Source organism: Stenotrophomonas maltophilia (genome assembly GCF_039555535.1).
Taxonomy (GTDB): domain Bacteria; phylum Pseudomonadota; class Gammaproteobacteria; order Xanthomonadales; family Xanthomonadaceae; genus Stenotrophomonas; species Stenotrophomonas maltophilia_Q.
On sequence record NZ_CP154630.1, the window covers coordinates 1,704,475 to 1,726,081 of the forward strand.

Consider the following 21,607-nt stretch of genomic DNA (forward strand, 5'->3'; position numbering starts at 1 on the left):
CCTGCACGTTAAAATAGCCGGATGAACGAACAGGTCAAACAACGCTTCGCCGGCATCGAACGGCTGTATGGCGTAGGTGCGCTTGAGCGCCTGCAGGGCAGCCGCGTGGCGGTGGTGGGCATGGGCGGGGTCGGCTCGTGGGTGGTGGAAGCGCTGGCGCGTTCGGCGGTCGGCCACCTGACCCTGATCGACGCCGATGACATCTGCGTGTCCAACACCAACCGGCAGCTGCCGGCGATGGAGGGCAACTACGGCCGCAACAAGGCCGAGGCAATGGCAGAGCGCTGCCGCGCGATCAACCCGGACATCGAGGTCGATGCCGTCCAGGCGTTCCTGACCGTGTCCAACATGGCCGAGTTGCTGGACCGTGGATTCGATCTGGTGATCGATGCCTGCGACAGCTTCCGGGTCAAGGTCGAGACGATCGCCTGGTGCCGTCGCCGCAAGCTGCCGCTGCTGACCGTGGGGGCTGCCGGTGGTCGCACCGATCCGACCCTGGTGCGGATCCGCGATGTCTCTCGCACCGAGCATGACGCCATGCTGGCGCTGATCCGCAAGAAGCTGCGCAGCGAGTTCAATTTCCCGAAGAACGCCAAGCGCTATTTTGGCGTGCCGGCGGTGTACTCGCTGGAAAACGTGAAGTATCCGCAGGCCGATGGCAGCGTCTGCGGCATCCGTCCGAACCTGGGTGCGGATGCAGCACTGAAGCTGGACTGCGGCGCAGGCCTCGGTGCGGCAACGCACATCACCGGAGCGTTCGCGTTCGCTGCGGTGGGCAAGGCGCTGGAAATGCTGCTGGAGCCGAAGAAGGTGAAGGCCGGGGTGGCTGAGGCCAGCGAGGCCTGATGGATCGTGCCGGCCGAGGTCGGCACCTACCGGATGGCGTGCCGGCCAGCGGCCGGCACGACCGTCAGATGGCTGGCAGGCCGAACAATCGGCGCGCGTTCTCAGTCGTGGCATGTGCCACGGCTTCAACATCCATTCCGCGCAGTGCGGCCACGTGGCGGGCGATGACCGCCAACCGCGCCGGTTCGTTGCGCTGGCCGCGGATGCCGGCATCGGGCTGATCCGGTGCATCGGTTTCCAGCAGCAGTTGTTCCAGCGGCATCCCGCGCACCAGGCGCTGCAGCCGTTGCGCGCGTTCGTAGGTCAGTGGACCGCCAAGACCAAGCAGGAAGCCTTGCCGATGCAGTTGCGCGGCCTGTTCCGGGCTGCCGGAAAAGCTGTGCACCACGCCACGCAGGCCGCCGATGCGACGGATCGCGGCGATCACTGCGTCCACCGCGCGTCGCGCATGCAGGATCACCGGCAGCTCGAACTCGCGGGCCAGTTCCAGTTGGCCGATGAAGTACGCCTGCTGTGCCTCTGCGTCCAATCCCTCGACGAAGAAATCGAGCCCGCATTCGCCGATCGCACACGGTCGTTCGCGCTCGATCCACTCGCGCAGCAGCGGCAGATGCTCGGGCCGGTGCTCGGTCAGGAACATCGGATGCAGGCCGTAAGCCGGGTACAGCCCCGGTGCCTGCCGGCAGACCTCGCGCAGCTTCGGCCAGCTGGCGGCGGTGACGGCCGGTACCACCTGCTCGCGCACGCCTGCGGCGCCTGCGCGCTCGATCACCGCCGTGCGGTCAGCATCGAATTCACTGGCATCCAGATGGCAGTGGCTGTCGACCAGCGGGGTCAACGCTGTTCCAGCGGCGGCGGGGCCGGGACTGTATTGCGGCTCTTCCAGTTGGCCAGCAGCAGGGTACCGAAGCCCAGTACCAGTTCGTCGACGAACGGGATCGGGTCGGGGATGAACAGGGTCAGTACGAACAGGCCGGCGGTGAGCTTGAACAGGGTGGGGTAGCGCAGCCGGCGGGCCCACTGCAGTACCGGCAGCAGCATCGGGTTGGCCATGGCGTGGATCCTCCTGGGGAATATGCAAACGCTACCACGGGCCCAGCATTTCCCGATGCTGAATGGGTTACAGGAATGAGCAGGAAATGTGGAGATTCCGTTCAGGCAGTGCATGCTGCAATCTGGCCCGAGAACGTTGCGGATGGTCCGCAAGGAGCAGGTCATGAAAAGCACAACTACAACTGTCCTGGTCGCAGCGGGCGCGCTGCTGGTCGGTGGCATCGCCACCGCCGCCTTCATGAAGAGCGGCGACAAATCGCCAGATTCCATCAGCGCCGGAACCCCCAACGGTGAATCACGCCTGGTTGACGGCAACGCCGTTGACGATGGCGCACGTGGTGACAAGCTCGACCCGTCTGCGCCGCGCGGGCTGGAATATGCCGACGTGCTGAAGGTCGACCCGATCACCGAGAAGCAGAAGGCCTACGCCACCGTGATCGGCACCGATGCCGTGCGCGAGACCTCCACCACCCAGACCCCGCACGAGGTCTGCCAGGACGTGACCGTGCAGGAGCGCCTGCCGGAGCGTGACGGCAATGTCGGCGGCACCGTGGTCGGCGCGGTGGTCGGCGGCCTGCTCGGCAACCAGGTTGGCGGTGGCAACGGCAAGAAGGCCGCGACCGCCGCCGGTGCCGTGGCCGGTGGCTTCATCGGCAACCAGATCGACAAGCGCCACGTGGGTGGCCGCGTGGTCAACCGTACCGAGCGCCAGTGCCACACCGAGACCGCCACCTCCGAGTCGAGCCGTGTTACCGGCTACAACGTGACCTACCGCAACGAGGACGGCACCACCGGCACCATGCGAATGGCCAGCAAGCCGGGCAACCGCATCGCCATGGGCACCAATGACGTGGTGAAGGGGTACAACGTGACCTACCGCTACGACGGCGCCGAGAAGACGGTGCGCATGGACAACAAGCCGGCCAGCGATCGCCTGCCGGTGGTCGATGGCCAGCTGGTCACGCAGACCGCCGCTGCCGGCGCCACTGCGGCCACGCGCCAGTAATCCAGAACACCCCCTGCTGTACCCGACGGGCCGGCTCATGCCGGCCCGTTCTTTTGTGAGCGCGGGCATTCATCCGTGTGGACGCGGAATCCACCATCATGGTGGCCCCTTCGACATGGAGTCGGCATGAGCATCTTCGACCTGCGCATCGAAACAGAGCGCCTGATCCTGCGCCCGCTGCTGCGCGAGGACTACGAACCTTACCTGGCGTTCTGCGCCGACGAGGAAACGATGCGCACCCTGGGTGGCGTGCAACCGGCGTCGGTGGCATGGCGCGGTTTCTGCAGCCTGGCCGGCGCCTGGCAGCTGTTCGGCTTCTCGATGTTCAGCGTGATCGAGAAATCCAGCGGAGACTGGATCGGGCGGCTGGGCCCCTGGCAACCGCAGGACTGGCCGGGTACCGAGGTGGGTTGGGGCATCCGTCATGCCAGCTGGGGCCGGGGCTATGCGCCGGAAGCTGCCGTGGCGGCGATCGACTGGGCCTTCGACACGCTGGGTTGGGTCGAGGTGGTCCATACCATCGCCGAGAACAACGACAACTCGCGGGCGGTCGCGCGCAAGCTCGGCAGCACGCTGTTGCGGATGGGCGAACTGCCGCCGCCGTACAACGACAAGCCGATGCAGATCTGGGGCCAGTCGCGCGAACAGTGGCGGCAGCGCCGTTCACCGTTGTAGAGCCGAGCCCATGCTCGGCTGCTGTCCGCCAAATGCAGCCGAGCATGGGCTCGGCTCTACAGATTGTCGGCATGCTGCACCCGCGCTTGGCATTCCCTGGCGCACTTGCCAGACTGCACGCAGCCGGCCGCCGGCCGGATTCGATGGAGCAGGCAATGGTGGAAGCGCGCGTCCCACTGACGGTGCATGGCATGTCGGTCTCGGGCAATTGCCACAAGGTCCGGCTGCTGCTTGAGCAGCTCGGCAGCCGTTACCGCTGGGTGGAGGTGGACAGTGCCCATGGCCAGACCCACACGCCCGAATTCCTGGCGCTCAACCCGAATGCCAAGGTGCCGCTGATCGTGCGCGACGACGGCCGCGTGCTGACCGAATCCAACGCGATCCTGTTCTGGCTGGCAGAAGGCACGCCGTACCTGCCCAACGATGGCTGGGAGCGCGCGCAGGCATTGAGCTGGATGTTCTTCGAGCAGTACACGCATGAGCCCTGTGTGGCAGTGGCGCGCTTCATCCGCGGCTGGACCGCGCCCGATTCGCCGCGCCGAGCCGAACTGCCGCGCCTGCACGAGCGTGCCGCCACTGCACTGGCAGTGATGGAGCAGCACCTGCGCCAGGCACAGTGGTTCACTGGCGGCGAGTACGGCATCGCCGATATCGCGCTGTTCGCCTATACCGATGTGGCGGGCGAGGGCGGCATCAGCCTGGAGCCGTTCCCGGAAGTTCGCGCCTGGCTGCAGCGCGTGCGCGAGCAGCCACGCTTCCTGCCGATGCCGGCAGTGACGGCCGAGGTGCGCGCGCGCTTCGAAGCCGCGTGATCCGAACAGGGTAACGCCGGGGCAGGCCCGGCCGAACGCAACAACGACACGGAGGGTGTTCGATGTTCGCTGTGGTTCCCGATCCGATCCCCGCACGCATGCGCGTGCTCAACCGCGCCGATGTGTGCGATGTCAATTTCCTCGAGGCGGTGCGCGGTTGGCGCGGTACGCCACGCCCGCGACCCGCAGCGGATGCCCCGATCCTGCCGGACAGTACGCTCAGTGCCGCCGCGTTCGGTGAACTGTTCGAGTCGCAACTGGTCAGCCGCCAGCTGGACCTGATGGCACGCGTACTGCGCGTGCAGAACAAGGTCTTCTACACCATCGGTTCCTCCGGCCATGAAGGCAACGCGCTGCTGGCGCGGGCCTGCCGTCATACCGATCCGGCCTTCCTGCACTACCGTTCCGGCGCCTTCATGGCCGAGCGTTCGCGGCAGGTGCCGGGCATCGACCCGCTGCGCGATTCCGCGCTCTCGTTCGCCGCCAGTGCCGAGGATCCGGCCAGCGGTGGCCGCCACAAGGTGTGGGGCAGCAAGCCGTTGTGGGTGCTGCCTCAGACCTCGACCATCGCCTCGCACCTGCCCAAGGCGCTGGGCACCGCGCTGGCCATCGAGAGTGGCAAGCGCTTGGGGCAGGCGCTGCCGGTTCCGCCCGACAGCATCGTGCTGTGCTCGTTCGGCGATGCTTCGGCCAACCACGCCACCGCGCAGACCGCCTTCAATACCGCGATGTGGTCGGCCTACCAGAAGCTGCCGGCGCCGATCCTGTTCGTCTGCGAGGACAACGGCCTGGGCATCTCGGTGAAGACCCCTGACGGCTGGATCGCCGAGCGCTTCAGCCATCAGCCGGGGCTGGACTATTTCTTTGCCGATGGCCTGGATCTGGCCATCGGCCACACGCAGGTACAGGCGGCGGTGGAGCACTGCCGGCGCACCCGGCGGCCGACCTTCCTGCATCTGCGCACCACGCGCCTGATGGGCCATGCCGGTACCGACTTTGAAGTGGAATGGCGCGCGCTGCCGGAGCTGTGTGCAGCCGAAGCCCAGGACCCGCTGCTGCGTTCGGCGCAGATCGCACTTGAATCAGGCTGGATGGATGCGGCCGCCATCGAAGTGGCCTACGAGACGATGCGCGCGCGCTGCATGGCCGCCGCCGCCGATGCCGAAGGCAGTGCGAAGCTGCAGTCGCTGCGGGAGGTGATGGCGCCGCTGGCACCGTACACGCCCGCAGCGGTGCAGGCCGAAGCGCAACGCGAGGTCGCTGCCGAAGCGCGCGAGGCACTCTATGGTGATGCCGAGGCATTGCCCGAACGACAGGCGCCGCGGCATCTCGCGATCCAGATCAACCATGGCCTGCAGGAACTGCTGGCCAAGTATCCGCAGAGCCTGTTGTTCGGCGAGGACGTGGCGCAGAAGGGCGGTGTCTACACCGTCACCAAGGATCTGCTGCGCCGCTTCGGGCCGCGCCGGGTGTTCAACACCCTGCTGGACGAGACCATGATCCTGGGCATGGCACAGGGCCTGGCCAACATGGGCATGCTGCCGATTCCGGAAATCCAGTACCTGGCCTACCTGCACAACGCCATCGACCAGCTGCGTGGCGAGGCCTGTTCGCTGCAGTTCTTCTCCAACGACCAGTACCGCAACCCGATGCTGGTGCGGGTGGCCGGGCTGGGCTACCAGAAGGGTTTCGGTGGCCATTTCCACAACGACAACTCGATCACCGCGCTGCGCGACATCCCCGGGCTGGTGGTCGGCTGCCCATCGCGCGGCGACGATGCCGTGATGATGCTGCGCACGCTGGCGGCGCTGGCGGCGCTGGCGCGGGTGGATGGGCGCGTGGCCGTGTTCCTGGAGCCGATCGCGCTGTACATGAGCAAGGACCTGCACGCACCCGGCGACGGCCAGTGGCTGTTCGACTACCCGGCCCAGGGCCAGGCGCTGGTGCCGGGCGAGGGTCGTGTGTACGCGCCGGAGGCTGGCGACCTGGTGGTCTACACCTACGGCAATGGCGTGCCGATGGCGTTGCGTGCGGCGCGGGCCATCGAGCAGCAGCTGGGCTGGGAGGTGCGGGTGGTGGACCTGCGCTGGCTGGTGCCACTGGATGCCGGCTTCATTGCCGCCCAGGCCGCCAGTGCGCGGCGGGTGCTGGTACTGGACGAAGGACGCCACAGCGGCGGAGTAGGCGAGGGGGTGGTCACCGCACTGGTCGAGGCCGGTTTCGGCCACCTGCCGCTGCGCCGGGTCTGCGGTGCCGATACCTATACCCCGCTGGCGGGGGCAGCAATGTTCGGGCTTCCAAGCGACAATGCAGTGATTGGCGCCGCCCTTGAACTGGCGCAGGAACCCTGATGCATGTGTGGATTGGCGGGAATGTTGTTGCCGGCGCCGGTGGCGTCGGCCGAGGTGCTGCAGGCGCAGGTCCTGGCCATGGGCGAGGCACTGCACCACCGCGGGCCGGATGATGGCGGCAGCTGGGTCGACGCCACGGCCGGCATCGCGCTGGCGCATCGCCGCCTGAGCATCCTCGACCTGTCGCCGCTGGGGCATCAGCCGATGGCCTCGGCCGATGGCCGTTACGTGATGGCCTACAACGGCGAGGTCTACAACTTCGCTGCCCTGCGTGCCGAACTGGAGCCGCTGGGGCACACCTTCCGTGGCCATTCGGATACCGAGGTGCTGCTGGCAGCGATCCTGCAGTGGGGTATCGAGGACACCCTGCAGCGCTGCAACGGCATGTTCGCCATCGCCCTGTGGGACCGCCAGCAGCAGTGCCTGTGGCTGGCCCGCGACCGCGTCGGCAAGAAGCCGCTGTACTACGGCTGGGCGGGTGACAGGCTGGTGTTCGGCTCTGAACTGAAGGCGCTGTGGCAGCACCCGGCGTTCGACAACGACATCGACCGGGATGCACTGACGCTGCTGCTGCGGCTGGACTACATTCCTGCACCGCACAGCATCCACCAGCGCTGCTACAAGCTGATGCCCGGGCGCGTGCTTCGGCTGGACGCCGAAGCCGTAGCGGCGGGTGCGGCCGCGCACCGCCCGGAGCAGGCACAGCGCCCCTACTGGGATGCGCGTGCGCGCATGCAGGCCGCGCTGGCGGCCCCGTTCCAGGGTCGCATCGAGGAGGCCGAGGAACAGCTGGACACGCTGCTGCGCGATGCGGTCGCGCTGCGAATGGTGGCCGACGTGCCGGTGGGCGTGTTCCTGTCCGGTGGTACCGATTCGTCACTGGTGGCCGCGCTGATGCAGGCGCAGAGCGGGCAGCCGGTGCACAGCTTCAGCATCGGCTTCACCGATTCGGGCCACGACGAGGCACCGCTGGCCAGGGAACTGGCCACGCATCTGGGTTGCGACCACACCGAGCTCTACGTCAGCGGCGCGGATGCACTGGCAGTCGTGCCACAACTGCCGGCAATGTTCGACGAACCTTTCGCCGACGCTTCGCAGGTGCCGACCGCGCTGGTCGCGCGCCTGGCGCGTCAGGGCGTGACTGTGGCGTTGTCGGGTGACGGCGGTGATGAGCTGTTCTTCGGCTACACCCGCTACGTGCGCGCACTGCGCAACTGGCAGATGCTGGGCCGCGTGCCGGGCCCGCTCCGGCGCTGGATGGGCGCGCGCGCGCAGCAGCAGGGCGAGGCCTCGCGGACCGGCGGACTGGCCGCGCTGCTGGCCGAGTCCGGCGCGCGTGGCATCGGCGACGTGTACCGCAACCGCATCTCGCGCTGGCGCGATCCGGCGGCGGCAGTGCCGGGCGCGCAGGCTGCCGGCAGCTTCTACGACCTGGCCGATCCGTTGCACGGCGCCGGCACACCGGCCGACGCGATGATGCTGGCCGATTACGTGACCTACCTGCCGGATGACCTGCTGTGCAAGGTCGACCGCACCTCGATGGCAGTCAGCCTGGAGGCACGCGCGCCGCTGCTGGACTGGCGCGTGGCCGAGTTCGCCTGGTCGCTGCCGCTGGGCTTCAAGCGCAGCGAAACCACCAGCAAGGTGCTGCTCAAGCGGGTTCTTGGCCGCTACGTGCCGCAGTCGATGGTGCACCGGCCCAAGCGCGGATTCGGTGCGCCGGTCAGCGACTGGCTGAAGGGCGACCTGCGGCCGTGGGCCGAAGACCTGCTGCAGCCGGCACGCCTGGAGCGCGAGGGAGTGCTGTCGGCGTCGGCGGTGCAGCCGCTGTGGCAGCAGTTCCTGGGGGGGCAGCGCAAGTGGCATACCCACCTGTGGAACGTGCTGATGTTCCAAGCCTGGCAGGCGCATTGGCGGCAGGTGCGGGCCGGCGTGACCGGCGGCTGATCTTCACCGGACGACACGGGCCCGGCGTCTAGGCTGGGCCTCCCGCACCGTGAGGAGTATGTCCCGATGTCCGTCCCTACCATCGCCGTGTTCGTCGGCAGCCTGCGCAAGGATTCCTGCAACCGCAAGCTGGCCCATGCGCTGGAGAAGATCGCTGGCGACCGCGCGCGCTTCCAGTACGTGCAGATCGGCGATCTGCCGCTGTACGACCAGGATTTCGATGGCCAGTACCCGCCGCAGGGCGCCCGGCTGAAGGATCAGGTGCGTGCCGCCGACGCGGTGCTGTTCGTGACCCCCGAATACAACCGGTCGGTGCCGGGCGTGCTGAAAAACGCCATCGACATCGGCTCGCGCCCGTACGGTGACAGTGCGTTTGCCGGCAAGCCGGCGGCGGTGATCGGCGCCTCCATCGGCCAGATCGGTACCGCCGTGGCCCAGCAGCACCTGCGCATCAGCCTGGCTTTCCTGGACATGCATGTGCTCGGCCAGCCCGAAGCGTTCATCCACTTCAAGGACGGCCTGATCGATGCCGACGGCACGATCCACAACGAGGGCACGCAGAAGTTCCTGCAGAGCTACGTGGACCGGTTCCTGGCACTGATCGCGGTGCACGTGAAGGGCGATTGAGGCCGATGGGTCAGAGCGCTCTGCGTTGCAGAGGGATCCGACCCCAACCACGCCCGGGGTCGGATCCCGGCGCGCAGCGACGGGCTCTGACCCCACGCCCCGCTGAGCGGGCCAGAGCGCGTACGCTGCACGGAATCCGACCTTGGTGGCCTGATCTGCGATAATGCTCAACTCGGGCGTCGCAACGGCGCCCGTCGCAGGCACTGCGACGCCCCCGCGCCAGAGTGGCCAGGCACTGGCGGATATCCCCCGTTTCTCCACGGCTTATCCACAGGCTTGTCCATGGCTGCCGGGGTCGGCGCATGACTACACTCGTCCGGCCCACTTTTGCAGGAAACACCGCAGCATGTCCGCTCGTTCCGGCTTCCGTTCCAACCGCAGAGAGCGCGGTGATGGCTTCGATCGCGATCGCGACGAATCGCGTATCGACCAGCTGCGCGTGCCGCCGCATTCGGTGGAAGCCGAGCAGGCGGTGCTGGGGGGCCTGATGCTGGCGCCGGAGGCCTATGATCGGGTCAACGATCAGCTGACCGAGGGTGATTTCTACCGCCGCGACCACCAGATGATCTACCGCGCGATCCGCGAACTGTCCGAGCGCGAGCGGCCGTTCGACGCGGTGACCCTGGGCGAGTGGTTCGAATCGCAGGGCAAGCTGGAGCTGGTGGGCGATGGCGCCTACCTGATCGAGCTGGCGAGCACTACGCCATCGGCGGCCAACATCGTGGCCTATGCCGAGATCGTGCGTGACAAGGCGGTGCTGCGGCAGCTGATCCAGGTCGGCACCGACATCGTCAACGATGGCTTCCAGCCCGAAGGCCGTGACAGCAGCGAGCTTCTGGCATCGGCGGAAAAGAGCGTGTTCGCCATCGCCGAGCAGGGTGCACGCGGACGTACCGACTTCGTGGCCATGCCTGGCGCGCTGAAGGATGCCTTCGAGGAGCTGCGCAACCGCTTCGAGAACGGCGGCAACATCACCGGCCTGCCGACCGGCTACAACGACTTCGATGCGATGACCGCCGGCCTGCAGCCGACCGACCTGATCATCCTCGCCGCGCGCCCGGCCATGGGCAAGACCACGTTCGCACTGAACATCGCCGAGTACGCGGCGATCAAGTCGAAGAAGGGCGTGGCGGTGTTCTCGATGGAAATGTCGGCCTCGCAGCTGGCGATGCGCCTGATCTCCTCCAACGGCCGCATCAACGCGCAGCGCCTGCGTACCGGCCAGCTGGAAGACGAGGACTGGAGCCGCGTCACCAGCGCGATCAAGATGCTGAAGGAAACCAAGATCTTCATCGACGATACGCCAGGCGTGTCGCCGGAAGTGCTGCGTTCCAAGTGCCGCCGCCTCAAGCGCGAGCACGACCTGGGCCTGGTGGTGATCGACTACCTGCAGCTGATGAGCGTGCCGGGCAACAGCGAGAACCGCGCGACGGAAATCTCGGAAATCTCGCGTTCGCTGAAGGGCCTGGCCAAGGAACTGCACGTGCCGGTGATCGCGCTGTCGCAGCTCAACCGCTCGCTGGAAACGCGTACCGACAAGCGCCCGGTGATGGCCGACCTTCGCGAATCGGGCGCAATCGAGCAGGATGCGGACATGATCGTCTTCATCTACCGCGATGATTACTACAACAAGGAAAATTCGCCGGACAAGGGCCTGGCCGAGATTATCATCGGCAAGCACCGTGGTGGCCCGACCGGTTCGTGCAAGCTGAAGTTCTTCGGCGAATACACCCGCTTCGACAACCTGGCCCACGACTCGGTCGGTTCGTTCGAGTAACGACCGTGCCGGCCGCCGGCCGGCACCACCTCCTGGTCGGCAAACCATTCGAAACGCCAATCTTCCGTATGTGGCGTGTAAATGACATGTAACGCGACGCTTCTACGATTCCGCCGCTGCTGCCCTTCGACGCCGCCCTTCGGCGTCCAGCGTGCCCAAGGAATCCGCCCCCATGTCGTCCCACGCTCCGCTCCGCCGCAATCTGCTGGCCTTGCTGGTCTGTGCTTCGCTCCCCTCGTTGGCCGCTGCTGAAACCGCCCCCGGCACTGATGCCCAGTCGGCCACCACGCTCGATTCGATCTCGGTGATCGGTCGCGGCGAAGCCCGGCAGGTGCAGCGCGTGACCGCCGAGGACATGAAGGTGCTGCCGCCCGGCGCCAACCCGCTGAAGCTCCTGGCGACCAAGCCGGGCGTGCATTTCGAATCGGCCGATGCCACCGGCGCCTACGAATGGTCCACCACCATCAGCCTGCGTGGCTTCAACCAGAACCGCCTGGGCTACACGCTCGATGGCATTCCGCTGGGCAACATGGCCTACGGCAACAGCAATGGCCTGCACATCAGCCGCGCGGTGATCAGCGAGAACCTGGGCGGTGCCGAAGTCTCCACCGGCATCGGTGCGCTGGGCACGCCGTCGACCAGCAACCTCGGCGGCGTGTTCCAGTTCTATTCGATCGATCCGTCCACCGAGTATGGCGTGGTGCTGGCACAGAGCTTCGGCAGCGACAGTGCGCGCCGCAGCTATGCGCGCCTGGAGACCGGTGAACATCAGGGCTTCGCTGCCTACCTGTCCGGCGTGTATTCAGAAGGCGACAAGTGGAAGGGCAAGGGTTCGCAGGAGCTGAAGCAGTTCAACGGCAAGGCCACCTACAACTTCGGTGCGGACAGCAGGATAACCGCGTTGTTCAATGCCTCGCGCCGCGTCGAGGCCGACTACCAGGACCTGTCGCTGGAGATGATCGATCGCCTCGGCTGGAACTGGGACAACTACGCACCGGACTGGGATCGCGCGGTGGCCGCCGCACGCGGCAGGTTCAGCGGCGGCGTCAACAGCCCATGGGATGCGTACTACTCCGGTCACGGACTGCGCAATGACGACCTGTCCAGCATTGCCGGCGATTTCGGCCTGAACGAGTCGATGCGCCTGAAGGTCAACGTCTACAACCACAGCAACCGTGGCCAGGGCCACTGGTTCAGCCCGTCCAATCCATCCAACCCGGGCACCAGTCGCGAGATCCCGATCTCGATCCGCACCACCGAGTACGCGATCGACCGCACCGGCGTGACCTCGGCGTTCACCTGGAACGTCGGTGGCCACGAACTGGAAGCGGGCCTGTGGTACGAAGACAACGGCCACAGCGTGCAGCGCAACTTCTATTACATCGACGGCCCGATCACCGACGATTTCTTCCTGCGCAACCCGGACCAGCGCGTGTGGCACCAGCGCTACACCACCATCACCCGCCAGTTCTACGTGCAGGACCGCTTCCGCCTGTTCGATGACCGCCTGACCATCGACATCGGTGCGAAGTCGCCGAACACCCGCACCCGCGTGCGCACGCCGCTGGGCAGCTATGCCAACAACAGCAGCCTGACCTCGAAGAAGGGCTTCCTGCCGCAGGCCGGCTTCAACTTCAAGCTCAACGAAGGCAACGAGATCTTCGGCTCGTTCGCCAAGAACATCGCCGCCTATGCGCTGGGCGTGGGCAGCCCGTTCAACGTACCGCAGGCCGCATTCGATGCCAGCGCGAAGAACCTGAAGCCGGAACAGTCGCGCACCCTCGAGCTGGGCTGGCGCGGCTACGGCCAGGGCTATGAAGCCTCGGTGGCGGTGTACGACGTGAAGTTCGACAACCGTCTGCTGGCCATCGCGCAGTGCGTGGGCATCCTCGGTTGCCCGGCGCTGTTCTCGAACGTCGGTTCGGTGACCAGCCGCGGCGCCGAGGCGACCCTGCAGCTGAAGCCGATGCAGGACCTGACCTGGTCCAACGCGCTGTCGTGGAATGACAGCACCTACGACAACGACTACGTGAACAACGGCGTGGTGCCGACCCGGGGCAAGAAGACCGTCGACACCCCGGAATGGATGTTCGCCAGCACCCTGGCCTGGACGCCGGGCCCGTGGGACCTGCGCCTGGCCGCCAACCATGTCGGCAAGCGTTACATGACCTATACCAACGACGTGTCGGTGCCCAGCTACTGGCTGGTCAACGCTTCGGCGGCCTATGACTTCGGCAAGCTCGGCCCGGCACAGAACCTGACCGTGGCGCTGAACCTGACCAACCTGACCGACAAGCGTTATCTGTCCTCGATCAACACCAACGGCACCTACGCCGCCGACCCGACCCGCAGCCTGGCGACCATGCAGGTCGGCGCGCCGCGGCAGGTGATGGCGACCGCTACCGTGCACTTCTGATGCGCGGGCCAGTCGATCCGGAAAGCCGTCGTCGCCTGCTGCGCATGGCGTGGCAGGGTACGGGAGCGGCGATCGCGCTGGCAGCGATGCCGGGGCTGGCTACGGCCGGCCCACGCCCGCGGTTGGGACGTGATCCGTTCACCTTGGGCGTCGCCGCCGGCGATCCGGATCCGCAGGGAGCGGTGCTGTGGACGCGGCTGGCGCCGGACCCGCTCAACGGCGGCGGCATGCCGTCGCGGGCGGTGCCGGTGCGCTGGTTCGTGGCCGAAGACCCGGGCATGCGCCGGCTGGTGCAGCGTGGTGTCGCCGCGGCGGTGCCCGAGCTGGCGCACTCGGTACATGTGGAGGTCAACGGCCTGCGCCCGGGCCGTGACTACTACTACCGTTTCGCCTGCGATGGCGATGAGGAAAGCGCGGTCGGTCATTTCCGCACCGCGCCGCTGCTGGACACGCAGCTGCAGCAGCTGCGGCTGGCACTGTGCACCTGCCAGGCCTGGAACAGCGGCTACTACCCGGTGCTGCGTGACATCGCGCAGAGTGACGTCGACCTGGTGCTGCATGCCGGTGACTACCTGTACGAGTACAGCCCGCTGCAGAATGCGCGCGGACGCACGCTGGATGCCGGGCGCTTCAGCGGCGAGACCGTCAGCCTGGAGCGCTATCGCGACCAGTATGCGCTGTACAAGCTCGATCCCGATCTGCAGGCCGCGCACGCCGCACACGCGTTCGCGGTGATCTGGGACGACCACGAAGTGCAGAACGATTACTCCGGCATCCATCCGGAGAAGCCTGGCGTCTCGACGGAGGACTTCATCGTTCGCCGCGCGGCGGCCTACCGCGCGTTCTACGAGCACCTGCCGATGCGCGGCACGCCTGCGGGCAACGGTGGCCTGCGCGTGCATCGGCGCCTGCGTTACGGCGATCTGGCACAGCTGACCCTGCTCGACTGCCGCCAGTTCCGTCCGGCCAACCCCTGTGGGGTGGGCGAGTCGCCGCGCTGCGAGGCGGCCCTGGACCCGCGCATGAGCATGCTGGGCGTGGGCCAGGAAGCCTGGTTTGCGCAGTCGATGGCGGCCGCACGCGGCACGCGCTGGAACGTGGTGGTGCAGCAGCTGCTGATGGCGCAGCTGCGGCTGGACGGCGGCAAGCCGCGCGAACGTTTCTGGAACGATGCCTGGGACGGTTATCCGGCGGCACGCAACCGCCTGCTGCAGGCGATGCAGGCGGGTGGGCAGGGTAATGCCATCGTGCTGGGCGGGGACTGGCATTCCACCTTCGTCAACGACCTGAAGCTGGACTTCGATGCCGCCAGTGCGCCGGTCGTGGCCACCGAATTCATCGCTCCGGCGATCAGCAGCGGCGGCGACGACACACCGTATGGACCGTATTACGGGCCATCGATTCCGCAGAACCCGCACATCCGTTACTTCGACGGCGACCGCCGCGGCTGGTGGAAGCTGCAGCTGAACCGGCAGACCGTGGACGCCGAGCTGCGCTTCGCCGACAGCGTGCTGCGCGCGGATGCGCCGGTGCGTACTGCGGCGCGCTTCCAGGTCACCCACGGCCGTCCGGGCGCAGTGCAGCTCCTGTAGAGCCGAGCCCACGCTCGGCTGCTTCTGGAAAGCCGAGCGTAGGCTCGGCTCTACAACGGCGCTGGATCGCTTTCATCGCCCCCAGCCCGGTTTCGTCGCAAACCATTTGCGGCCGCCGGGGCAGGGCGCCAAGGTGGTCCCAGGCGGCAGGGTGCCGCCCCAAGGAGACCGTGATGAAGACCCTGTTCGCGCTCGGTGTGTGGTGCCTGCTGTTCGTGCTGTGCTGGCCGCTGGCGATCCTCGCCCTGATCGCCTGGCCGTTCGTCTGGCTGCTGAGCCTGCCGTTCCGCCTGGTCGGCATCACTTTCTCGGCCCTGTTCTCCTTCCTGCGCGCGCTGTTCATGCTGCCGGCGCGGTTGCTGGGTGGCCGGGCGGTGGCCGCATGAGGATGGTGCTGCTGGTCGGTCTGGCCTGTTGTCAGGCCCGGTGCTGGCCGCACCGCCCGCGCCACCGTCGGCGTGGCTGGAGCGGCAGCAGGCAGCCGGTGCTGATGAAGCGAATGCTGCGGGGGCGAAACCCTCGACGGTACCGAAGGCCAAGGAGCGCTGCCGGGTCACGAAGGAGTGGAAGGTCGGCGAGACGGTGGTGCAGCACAGGGTCTGCGACGATCCACCGAAGAAGCCGGCTGGAAAGGTGTAGCGCCGAGCCGATGCTCGGCTGTGCCTTCACGGACCGCCAAGTGCGCAGCCGAGCGTAGGCTCGGCTCTACATGAAGAAGGGCAACAAAAAGCCCCGCCGAGGCGGGGTTTTCTGTTTGCAGGAGTGTGCCGACCAACGGTCGGCACGCACCCGGATGCAGGTCAGTTCGCCTTGTGGATGGCGCGCTTGCTGACCGCCATCGCCGCGTCGTGGATCACTTCCGACAGCGACGGGTGGGCATGGCAGATGCGGGCCAGGTCATCGGCCGAGCCGCTGAACTCCATGGTCAGCACACCTTCGTGCACCAGCTCGGAGACGTTGGCGCCGACCAAGTGCATGCCGAGGATGCGATCGGTTTCGGCGTGGGCCAGGATCTTCACGAAGCCGGCCGGTTCGATCATCGCCACGGCACGGCCGTTGGCGGCGAACGGGAAGCTGCCAGCCTTGTACGGAATGCCTTCGGCCTTCAGCTGGGCTTCGGTCTTGCCGACCCAGGCCAGTTCCGGCTCGGTGTAGATGACCCACGGGATGGTGTCAAAGTTGACGTGGCCCGGCAGGCCGGCGATCAGCTCAGCCACCGCGATGCCTTCCTCGAAGCCCTTGTGCGCCAGCATCGGGCCGCGCACGCAGTCGCCGACCGCCCACACGCCGTTGACGCCGGTGTGGCAGTGCGCGTCGACTTCGATCTGGCCGCGCTCGTTGATCTTGACGCCGGTGCCTTCGGCCAGCAGGCCCTTGGTGGCGGCGCGACGGCCGACGGCCACCAGCAGCTTGTCCACGGTCAGGGTCTTTTCGCCTTCAGCGTCGGTATAGGTGACGATGACTTCCTTCTTCTTGCCCTTGCCGGTGATCTCGGTCTTGGAGACCTTGGCGTTGAGCTTGATGTCCAGGCCCTGCTTCTTGAATTCCTTGGCAGCGGCCTTGGCCACTTCGGTGTCGGCAGCCGCCAGGAACTCCGGCATGGCTTCGAGGATGGTGACTTCAGCACCCAGGCGCTTCCACACGCTGCCCAGTTCCAGGCCGATCACGCCGGCGCCGATCACCGCCAGGCGGTTCGGCACTTCGGTGAAGTCCAGGCCGCCGACGTTGTCGACGATGGTCTCGCCGTCGAACTTGGCAAACGGCAGTTCGATCGAATCCGAACCGGCCGCGATGATGACGTTGGTGCCCTTCAGCTCGACGACGGAACCGTCATGCTGGGTGACCTTGACCACGTTGCCCGGCTGCAGTTCGCCGAAGCCGTAATAGGCGGCGACCTTGTTGGCCTTGAACAGCATGCCGATGCCGCCGGTGAACTGCTTGACGATCTTGTCCTTGCGGCCAACCATCGCCTCGACGTCGATCTTGGCATCCTTGAAGCTGATGCCGTGGTCGCCAAAGATGTGGCCCATGTTCCAGAACTGGCGCGAGGAATCCAGCAGCGCCTTGGACGGGATGCAGCCCACGCGCAGGCAGGTGCCGCCGAGGGCCGGCTTGCCGTCCTTGCCCAGCGCTGCGTCGATGCAGGCGGTCTTCAGGCCCAGCTGGGCCGCGCGGATGGCAGCGTGGTAACCGGCCGGGCCGGCACCGATGACGACGACGTCGAATTGTTCAGCCATTGAATTATTCCTTGATGCATTACCAGAACCCCTCCGCGCAGGCGCGGAGGGGCGGGAGGTTTCTTACAGGCCGAACAGCATGCGGCCCGGGTTTTCCAGCTGGTTCTTGATGTCCACCAGGAACTGCACCGAATCCTTGCCGTCGATGATGCGGTGGTCGTACGACAGCGCCAGGTACATCATCGGCGCGATCACGACCTGGCCGTTCTGGGCGATCGGACGCTCCTTGATGGCGTGCATGCCCAGGATGGCGCTCTGCGGCGGGTTGATGATCGGGGTCGACAGCAGCGAACCGAAGGTGCCGCCGTTGGTCACGGTGAAGGTGCCGCCCTGCAGTTCATCCAGGCCCAGCTTGCCGTCACGCGCCTTCTTGGCGTAGTCGGCGATGGTCTTCTCGATGTCGGCGAACGACATGCGCTCGACGTTGCGCAGGACCGGGGTGACCAGGCCCTTCTCGGTCGACACGGCGATCGAGATGTCCGAGTAGCCGTGGTAGATGATGTCGTCGCCGTCGATCGAGGCGTTGACCAGCGGGAAGCGCTGCAGCGCATTGGCCGCGGCCTTCACGAAGAAGCTCATGAAGCCCAGCTTGATGCCGTGGGCCTTGACGAACTCGTCCTGCAGTTCCTTGCGCGCCGCCGACACCTTGGACAGGTCGACTTCGTTGAAGGTGGTCAGCATGGCAGTGGAGTTCTTCGACTCCATCAGGCGCTCGGCGATGCGCTTGCGGATGCGGGTCATCGGCACGCGTTCTTCCGGACGTGCGCCACCGGCCTTGCCGGCGCCGCCATTGCGAGCGAAGTTGACGATGTCTTCCTTGGTGACCGCGCCGCGACGGCCGGTGCCGTCGACGTCGGCCGGGTTCACGCCTTCGGTGATGGCGGTGAAGCGGGCGCCCGGCGGCAGGGCATCGGCAGCCGACTTGGCAGCCGGGGCCGGAGCGGCGGCAGCCGCCGGAGCAGCAGCGGCCGGGGCAGCGGCTGCTGCCGGAGCGGCTTCAGCAGCCGGAGCCGGGGCAGCAGCCACGGCGCCTTCTTCGATGATCGCCACGACCTGGCTGGAGGTCACGGTCGAGCCTTCGGCGAACTTGATTTCCTTGAGCACGCCGTCGACCGGCGACGGCACTTCCAGGACGACCTTGTCGGTTTCCAGGTCAAGCAGGTTTTCGTCGCGCTTGACGGCGTCGCCCACCTTCTTGTGCCAGGTGGCGATGGTGCCGTCGGCGACGGATTCGGGCAGTACCGGGGCTTTGACTTCGGTGGCCATTGCGGGAGCTTCCTGGTTTGTCTTCTAAATAGGGGAGGATTATTCAGCGAACGTGTCGTTGAACGGGTTGACCAGTGCGTCGGCGACCAGCTGCTGCTGTTCGCGGACGTGGTCAGCCATGTGACCGGCAGCCGGCGAAGCCGAACGTGCGCGACCGGCGTAGTGCAGGTTCTGGCCATCGGCCAGGCAGAACTGCAGGTGGTGGCGGATCTGGTACCACGCACCCTGGTTCTGCGGTTCTTCCTGCGTCCACACCACGTCGGTGGCCTTGCCGTACTTCTTCAGTTCGGCAGCCAGCAGCGCACGCGGGAACGGATACAGCTGCTCCACGCGGATGATCGCCACGTCGTCCTGGCCACGCTTGGTCTGGTCTTCCAGCAGGTCGTAGTAGACCTTGCCCGAGCACAGCACCACGCGCTTGACCTTCTTGGCGTCCGCGTTGGCGTCGCCGATCAGGTGCTGGAACTCGCCGTTGGCCAGTTCGTCCAGGGTCGACACGGCCAGCTTGTGGCGCAGCAGCGACTTCGGCGACATCACCACCAGCGGCTTGCGGGTGGTCATGTGCAGCTGGCGACGCAGCATGTGGAAGGCCTGCGCCGGGGTCGACGGCACGACCACCAGCATGTTCTCCAGCGCGCACAGCTGCAGGAAGCGCTCCAGGCGCGCCGAGCTGTGTTCCGGGCCTTGCCCTTCATAGCCATGCGGCAGCAGCAGGGTCAGGCCGGAAATGCGGCCCCACTTGGCTTCACCGGCGGCGATGAACTGGTCGATCACCACCTGGGCGCCGTTGGCGAAGTCGCCGAACTGGCCTTCCCAGATGCACAGCGTGTTCGGATCGGTGGTGGAGAAACCGTACTCGTAGGCCATCACCGCTTCTTCGCTCAGCAGCGAATCGATGACGGTGGCCTTCTCCGGCGAATCCACCAGCTGCCGCAGCGGCATGTAGTAGTTGTCGGTCTTCTGGTCGTGCAGGATCGCGTGGCGGTGGGTGAACGTACCGCGGCCCACGTCCTGGCCGACCAGGCGCAGTGCGTTGCCCTCGTCGAGCAGGGTGGCGTAGGCCAGGTTCTCGGCAAAGCCCCAGTCGCCCGGGATCTCGCCGGCAGCCATCTTGCGGCGGTCGTCGTAGACCTTGGCCACGCGCGAGTGCAGCTGCACGTCTTCGGGAATGGTGTTGATCAGCTTGGCCAGCTCGACCAGCTTGTTCTTCTCGACCTTGGTCGAGATCGGATCGGACAGCTTGCCTTCCAGCAGCTTCGGCCAATCGACGAACAGCGGGCTCGTCGGCGGGGTCTTCTCGACCTTGGCCAGCTCGGTGGTCACTTCACCGGCATCCAGCTTCTCGCGGTAGGCATCGACCATCGCCTTGCCGGCGCCGGCGGCGATCACGCCTGCCTTTTCCAGCTGCTCGGCGTACATCTCGCGGGTGGTGGCGTGCTTGCGGATCACCTGGTACATCAGCGGCTGGGTGATCGCCGGCTCGTCGGCCTCGTTGTGGCCCCAACGGCGGTAGCACATCAGATCGATGACCACGTCCTTGGCGAACTTCTGGCGGAACTCGAAGGCCAGCTGCGCGGCGAACACGACGGCTTCCGGATCATCACCGTTCACGTGCAGCACCGGGGCGGCGATCATCTTCGCCACGTCGGTGGCATAGCGCGTGGAGCGCGTATCCAGCGGGTTGGAAGTGGTGAAACCGACCTGGTTGTTGACCACGATGTGCACGGTGCCGCCGACGGCGAAGCCGCGGGCCTGCGACATCTGGAACAGCTCCATGACCACGCCCTGGCCGGAGAAGGCCGCGTCGCCGTGGATCAGGATCGGCATGACCTGCTTGCGGGCAGTGTCCTTGCGGCGCTCCTGGCGCGAACGCACGGAACCGGCCACGACCGGGTCGGCGATTTCCAGGTGCGACGGGTTGAACGCCAGCGCCAGGTGCACCGGGCCACCGTCGGTAGCCACATCGGCCGAGAAGCCCATGTGGTACTTCACGTCGCCGGCCGAGGCGTGCTCGTCGTGCTCGAACTTGCCTTCGAACTCGTCGAACAGCTTGCGCGGGTTCTTGCCCAGGGTGTTGACCAGCACATTCAGGCGGCCGCGATGGGCCATGCCGATCACCACGTCCTTGACGCCATCCTTGCCGGCGCTGCGGATGATGGTGTCCATCATCGGGATCAGCGAGTCGCCGCCTTCCAGCGAGAAGCGCTTCTGGCCGACGTACTTGGTGTGCAGGTAGCGCTCCAGGCCTTCGGCCGCAGTCAGGCGCTCCAGGGTGCGGCGCTGGGTGTCAGCGTCCAGCTGGTAGTTGCCACCGGCCGCTTCCAGCTTCTTGTAGATCCACTGGCGCTGCTCGACCTCGGAGATGTGCATGAACTCCGCACCGATCGAGCCGGTGTAGGTCGCCTTCAGGCGTGCCAGCAGGTCGCGCAGCTTCATGCGCGGCTGGCCGCCGACGCCGCCGGTGCTGAACTCGGTGTTGAGGTCGCCATCGGACAGGCTGTGGAACGGCAGGCCCAGGTCCGGGGTGTTGACCGGCGCGGCCAGGCCCAGCGGGTCCAGGCGGGCGTCCAGGTGGCCGCGCGAGCGGTAGGCGGTGATCAGACGACCGACATTGCGTTCACGCTCGTCGCCCGCACCGTTGCCGGTGCCGGCCTTCAGCGCTTCCTTGGCCGCGTCCGCAATGTGGGAGATGACGGCCGAGTGCGGAATGTCGCCTGCTTCGCGGCCCTTGAAGCCGTCGAAGTAGGTCTTCCATTTGGGATCGACACTGTCCGGGGAGACCAGGTACTGCTCGTACAGGTCCTCGACATAGGAGGCGTTGCCGCCGGCGAGCTGCGAAGATTGCGCAAACTGCTTCAGTTGATTGTCCACGATGGAGGGTGTTGATTCGCTTTGTGGGGTATGGCTTCAGAAGGACCCGGCAGGAAGATGAATAGCCCTGCGCGGGCGCGTTCAAACAGCCAAATTGTACCCCCATCCGGACAGGAAGGGGCACCAAAACG

Annotated in this window: 16 protein-coding genes and 1 pseudogene; 12 read left to right on the forward strand and 5 right to left on the reverse strand. The window is 66.6% G+C overall.

Translation table 11 applies throughout. The annotated features are described in order from the left end of the window. Positions 1 to 21: 21 nt before the first annotated feature. Positions 22 to 846 (forward strand): tRNA threonylcarbamoyladenosine dehydratase, encoded by an 825-nt coding sequence (locus AASM09_RS07920; protein ID WP_049429422.1) that lies wholly within the window; start codon positions 22 to 24, stop codon positions 844 to 846. Between the two features lie 64 nt (positions 847 to 910). Here AASM09_RS07920 and AASM09_RS07925 read toward each other — a convergent pair whose 3' ends face one another. Beyond that, on the reverse strand, positions 911 to 1,684 hold the full coding sequence (locus tag AASM09_RS07925; protein ID WP_049429421.1) for a TatD family hydrolase: 774 nt from the start codon (positions 1,682 to 1,684) through the stop codon (positions 911 to 913). Continuing rightward, the gene (locus AASM09_RS07930; RefSeq protein WP_005410285.1) at positions 1,681 to 1,899 is read right to left on the reverse strand and encodes a DUF6116 family protein; all 219 of its coding nucleotides are present in this window, start codon (positions 1,897 to 1,899) and stop codon (positions 1,681 to 1,683) included. Before AASM09_RS07930 ends, AASM09_RS07925 begins: the two co-directional genes overlap by 4 nt. 163 nt (positions 1,900 to 2,062) lie before the next feature. On the opposite strand from AASM09_RS07930, the gene AASM09_RS07935 reads away from it, so the two are divergent. The 11 genes and pseudogenes from AASM09_RS07935 (at position 2,063) to AASM09_RS07985 (ending at position 15,741) form a co-directional block, all read left to right on the forward strand. Next, positions 2,063 to 2,905 carry a glycine zipper 2TM domain-containing protein gene (locus AASM09_RS07935; protein ID WP_049429434.1) on the forward strand — a complete coding sequence of 281 codons (843 nt, stop codon included), beginning with the start codon at positions 2,063 to 2,065 and terminating at the stop codon, positions 2,903 to 2,905. Between the two features lie 126 nt (positions 2,906 to 3,031). Then, entirely contained in the window at positions 3,032 to 3,580 is a 549-nt protein-coding gene (locus tag AASM09_RS07940; RefSeq protein WP_049429420.1) for a GNAT family N-acetyltransferase, read from the forward strand. A gap of 155 nt (positions 3,581 to 3,735) precedes the next feature. Continuing rightward, complete coding sequence (locus tag AASM09_RS07945) at positions 3,736 to 4,392, forward strand: glutathione S-transferase family protein (protein WP_049429433.1); 657 nt, start codon at positions 3,736 to 3,738, stop codon at positions 4,390 to 4,392. Positions 4,393 to 4,454: 62 nt separating this feature from the next. Then, the gene (locus tag AASM09_RS07950) at positions 4,455 to 6,743 is read left to right on the forward strand and encodes a transketolase C-terminal domain-containing protein (protein ID WP_343368923.1); all 2,289 of its coding nucleotides are present in this window, start codon (positions 4,455 to 4,457) and stop codon (positions 6,741 to 6,743) included. A gap of 3 nt (positions 6,744 to 6,746) precedes the next feature. Then, complete coding sequence (gene asnB, locus AASM09_RS07955) at positions 6,747 to 8,690, forward strand: asparagine synthase (glutamine-hydrolyzing) (protein ID WP_049429418.1); 1,944 nt, start codon at positions 6,747 to 6,749, stop codon at positions 8,688 to 8,690. A 66-nt stretch (positions 8,691 to 8,756) separates the two neighbouring features. After that, positions 8,757 to 9,317, forward strand: coding sequence for an NADPH-dependent FMN reductase (locus AASM09_RS07960; RefSeq protein WP_049429417.1), 561 nt, complete (start codon positions 8,757 to 8,759; stop codon positions 9,315 to 9,317). A 346-nt stretch (positions 9,318 to 9,663) separates the two neighbouring features. Next, positions 9,664 to 11,094: a replicative DNA helicase gene (locus AASM09_RS07965; protein ID WP_005410278.1), complete on the forward strand. Its 1,431-nt coding sequence runs from the start codon at positions 9,664 to 9,666 to the stop codon at positions 11,092 to 11,094. A 172-nt stretch (positions 11,095 to 11,266) separates the two neighbouring features. Continuing rightward, entirely contained in the window at positions 11,267 to 13,510 is a 2,244-nt protein-coding gene (locus AASM09_RS07970) for a TonB-dependent receptor family protein (RefSeq protein WP_049429416.1), read from the forward strand. Beyond that, on the forward strand, positions 13,510 to 15,102 hold the full coding sequence (locus tag AASM09_RS07975) for an alkaline phosphatase D family protein (RefSeq protein WP_049429415.1): 1,593 nt from the start codon (positions 13,510 to 13,512) through the stop codon (positions 15,100 to 15,102). Before AASM09_RS07970 ends, AASM09_RS07975 begins: the two co-directional genes overlap by 1 nt. Before the next feature lie 173 nt (positions 15,103 to 15,275). After that, positions 15,276 to 15,488, forward strand: a complete 213-nt coding sequence (locus AASM09_RS07980; protein WP_049429414.1) for a hypothetical protein — start codon at positions 15,276 to 15,278, stop codon at positions 15,486 to 15,488. After that, positions 15,485 to 15,741, forward strand: a pseudogene (locus AASM09_RS07985) (hypothetical protein). The gene AASM09_RS07980 and the pseudogene AASM09_RS07985 overlap by 4 nt, the downstream one beginning before the upstream one ends. A 161-nt stretch (positions 15,742 to 15,902) precedes the next feature. Here AASM09_RS07985 and lpdA read toward each other — a convergent pair. From lpdA to AASM09_RS08000, 3 genes are all read right to left on the reverse strand, one after another. Then, positions 15,903 to 17,339 carry a dihydrolipoyl dehydrogenase gene (gene lpdA / locus AASM09_RS07990; protein WP_049429413.1) on the reverse strand — a complete coding sequence of 479 codons (1,437 nt, stop codon included), beginning with the start codon at positions 17,337 to 17,339 and terminating at the stop codon, positions 15,903 to 15,905. A 63-nt stretch (positions 17,340 to 17,402) separates the two neighbouring features. Next, positions 17,403 to 18,605 carry a dihydrolipoyllysine-residue succinyltransferase gene (gene sucB, locus AASM09_RS07995; protein ID WP_005410272.1) on the reverse strand — a complete coding sequence of 401 codons (1,203 nt, stop codon included), beginning with the start codon at positions 18,603 to 18,605 and terminating at the stop codon, positions 17,403 to 17,405. A gap of 39 nt (positions 18,606 to 18,644) precedes the next feature. Beyond that, positions 18,645 to 21,476, reverse strand: a complete 2,832-nt coding sequence (locus tag AASM09_RS08000; protein WP_049429412.1) for a 2-oxoglutarate dehydrogenase E1 component — start codon at positions 21,474 to 21,476, stop codon at positions 18,645 to 18,647. Between the last annotated feature and the right edge of the window lie 131 nt (positions 21,477 to 21,607).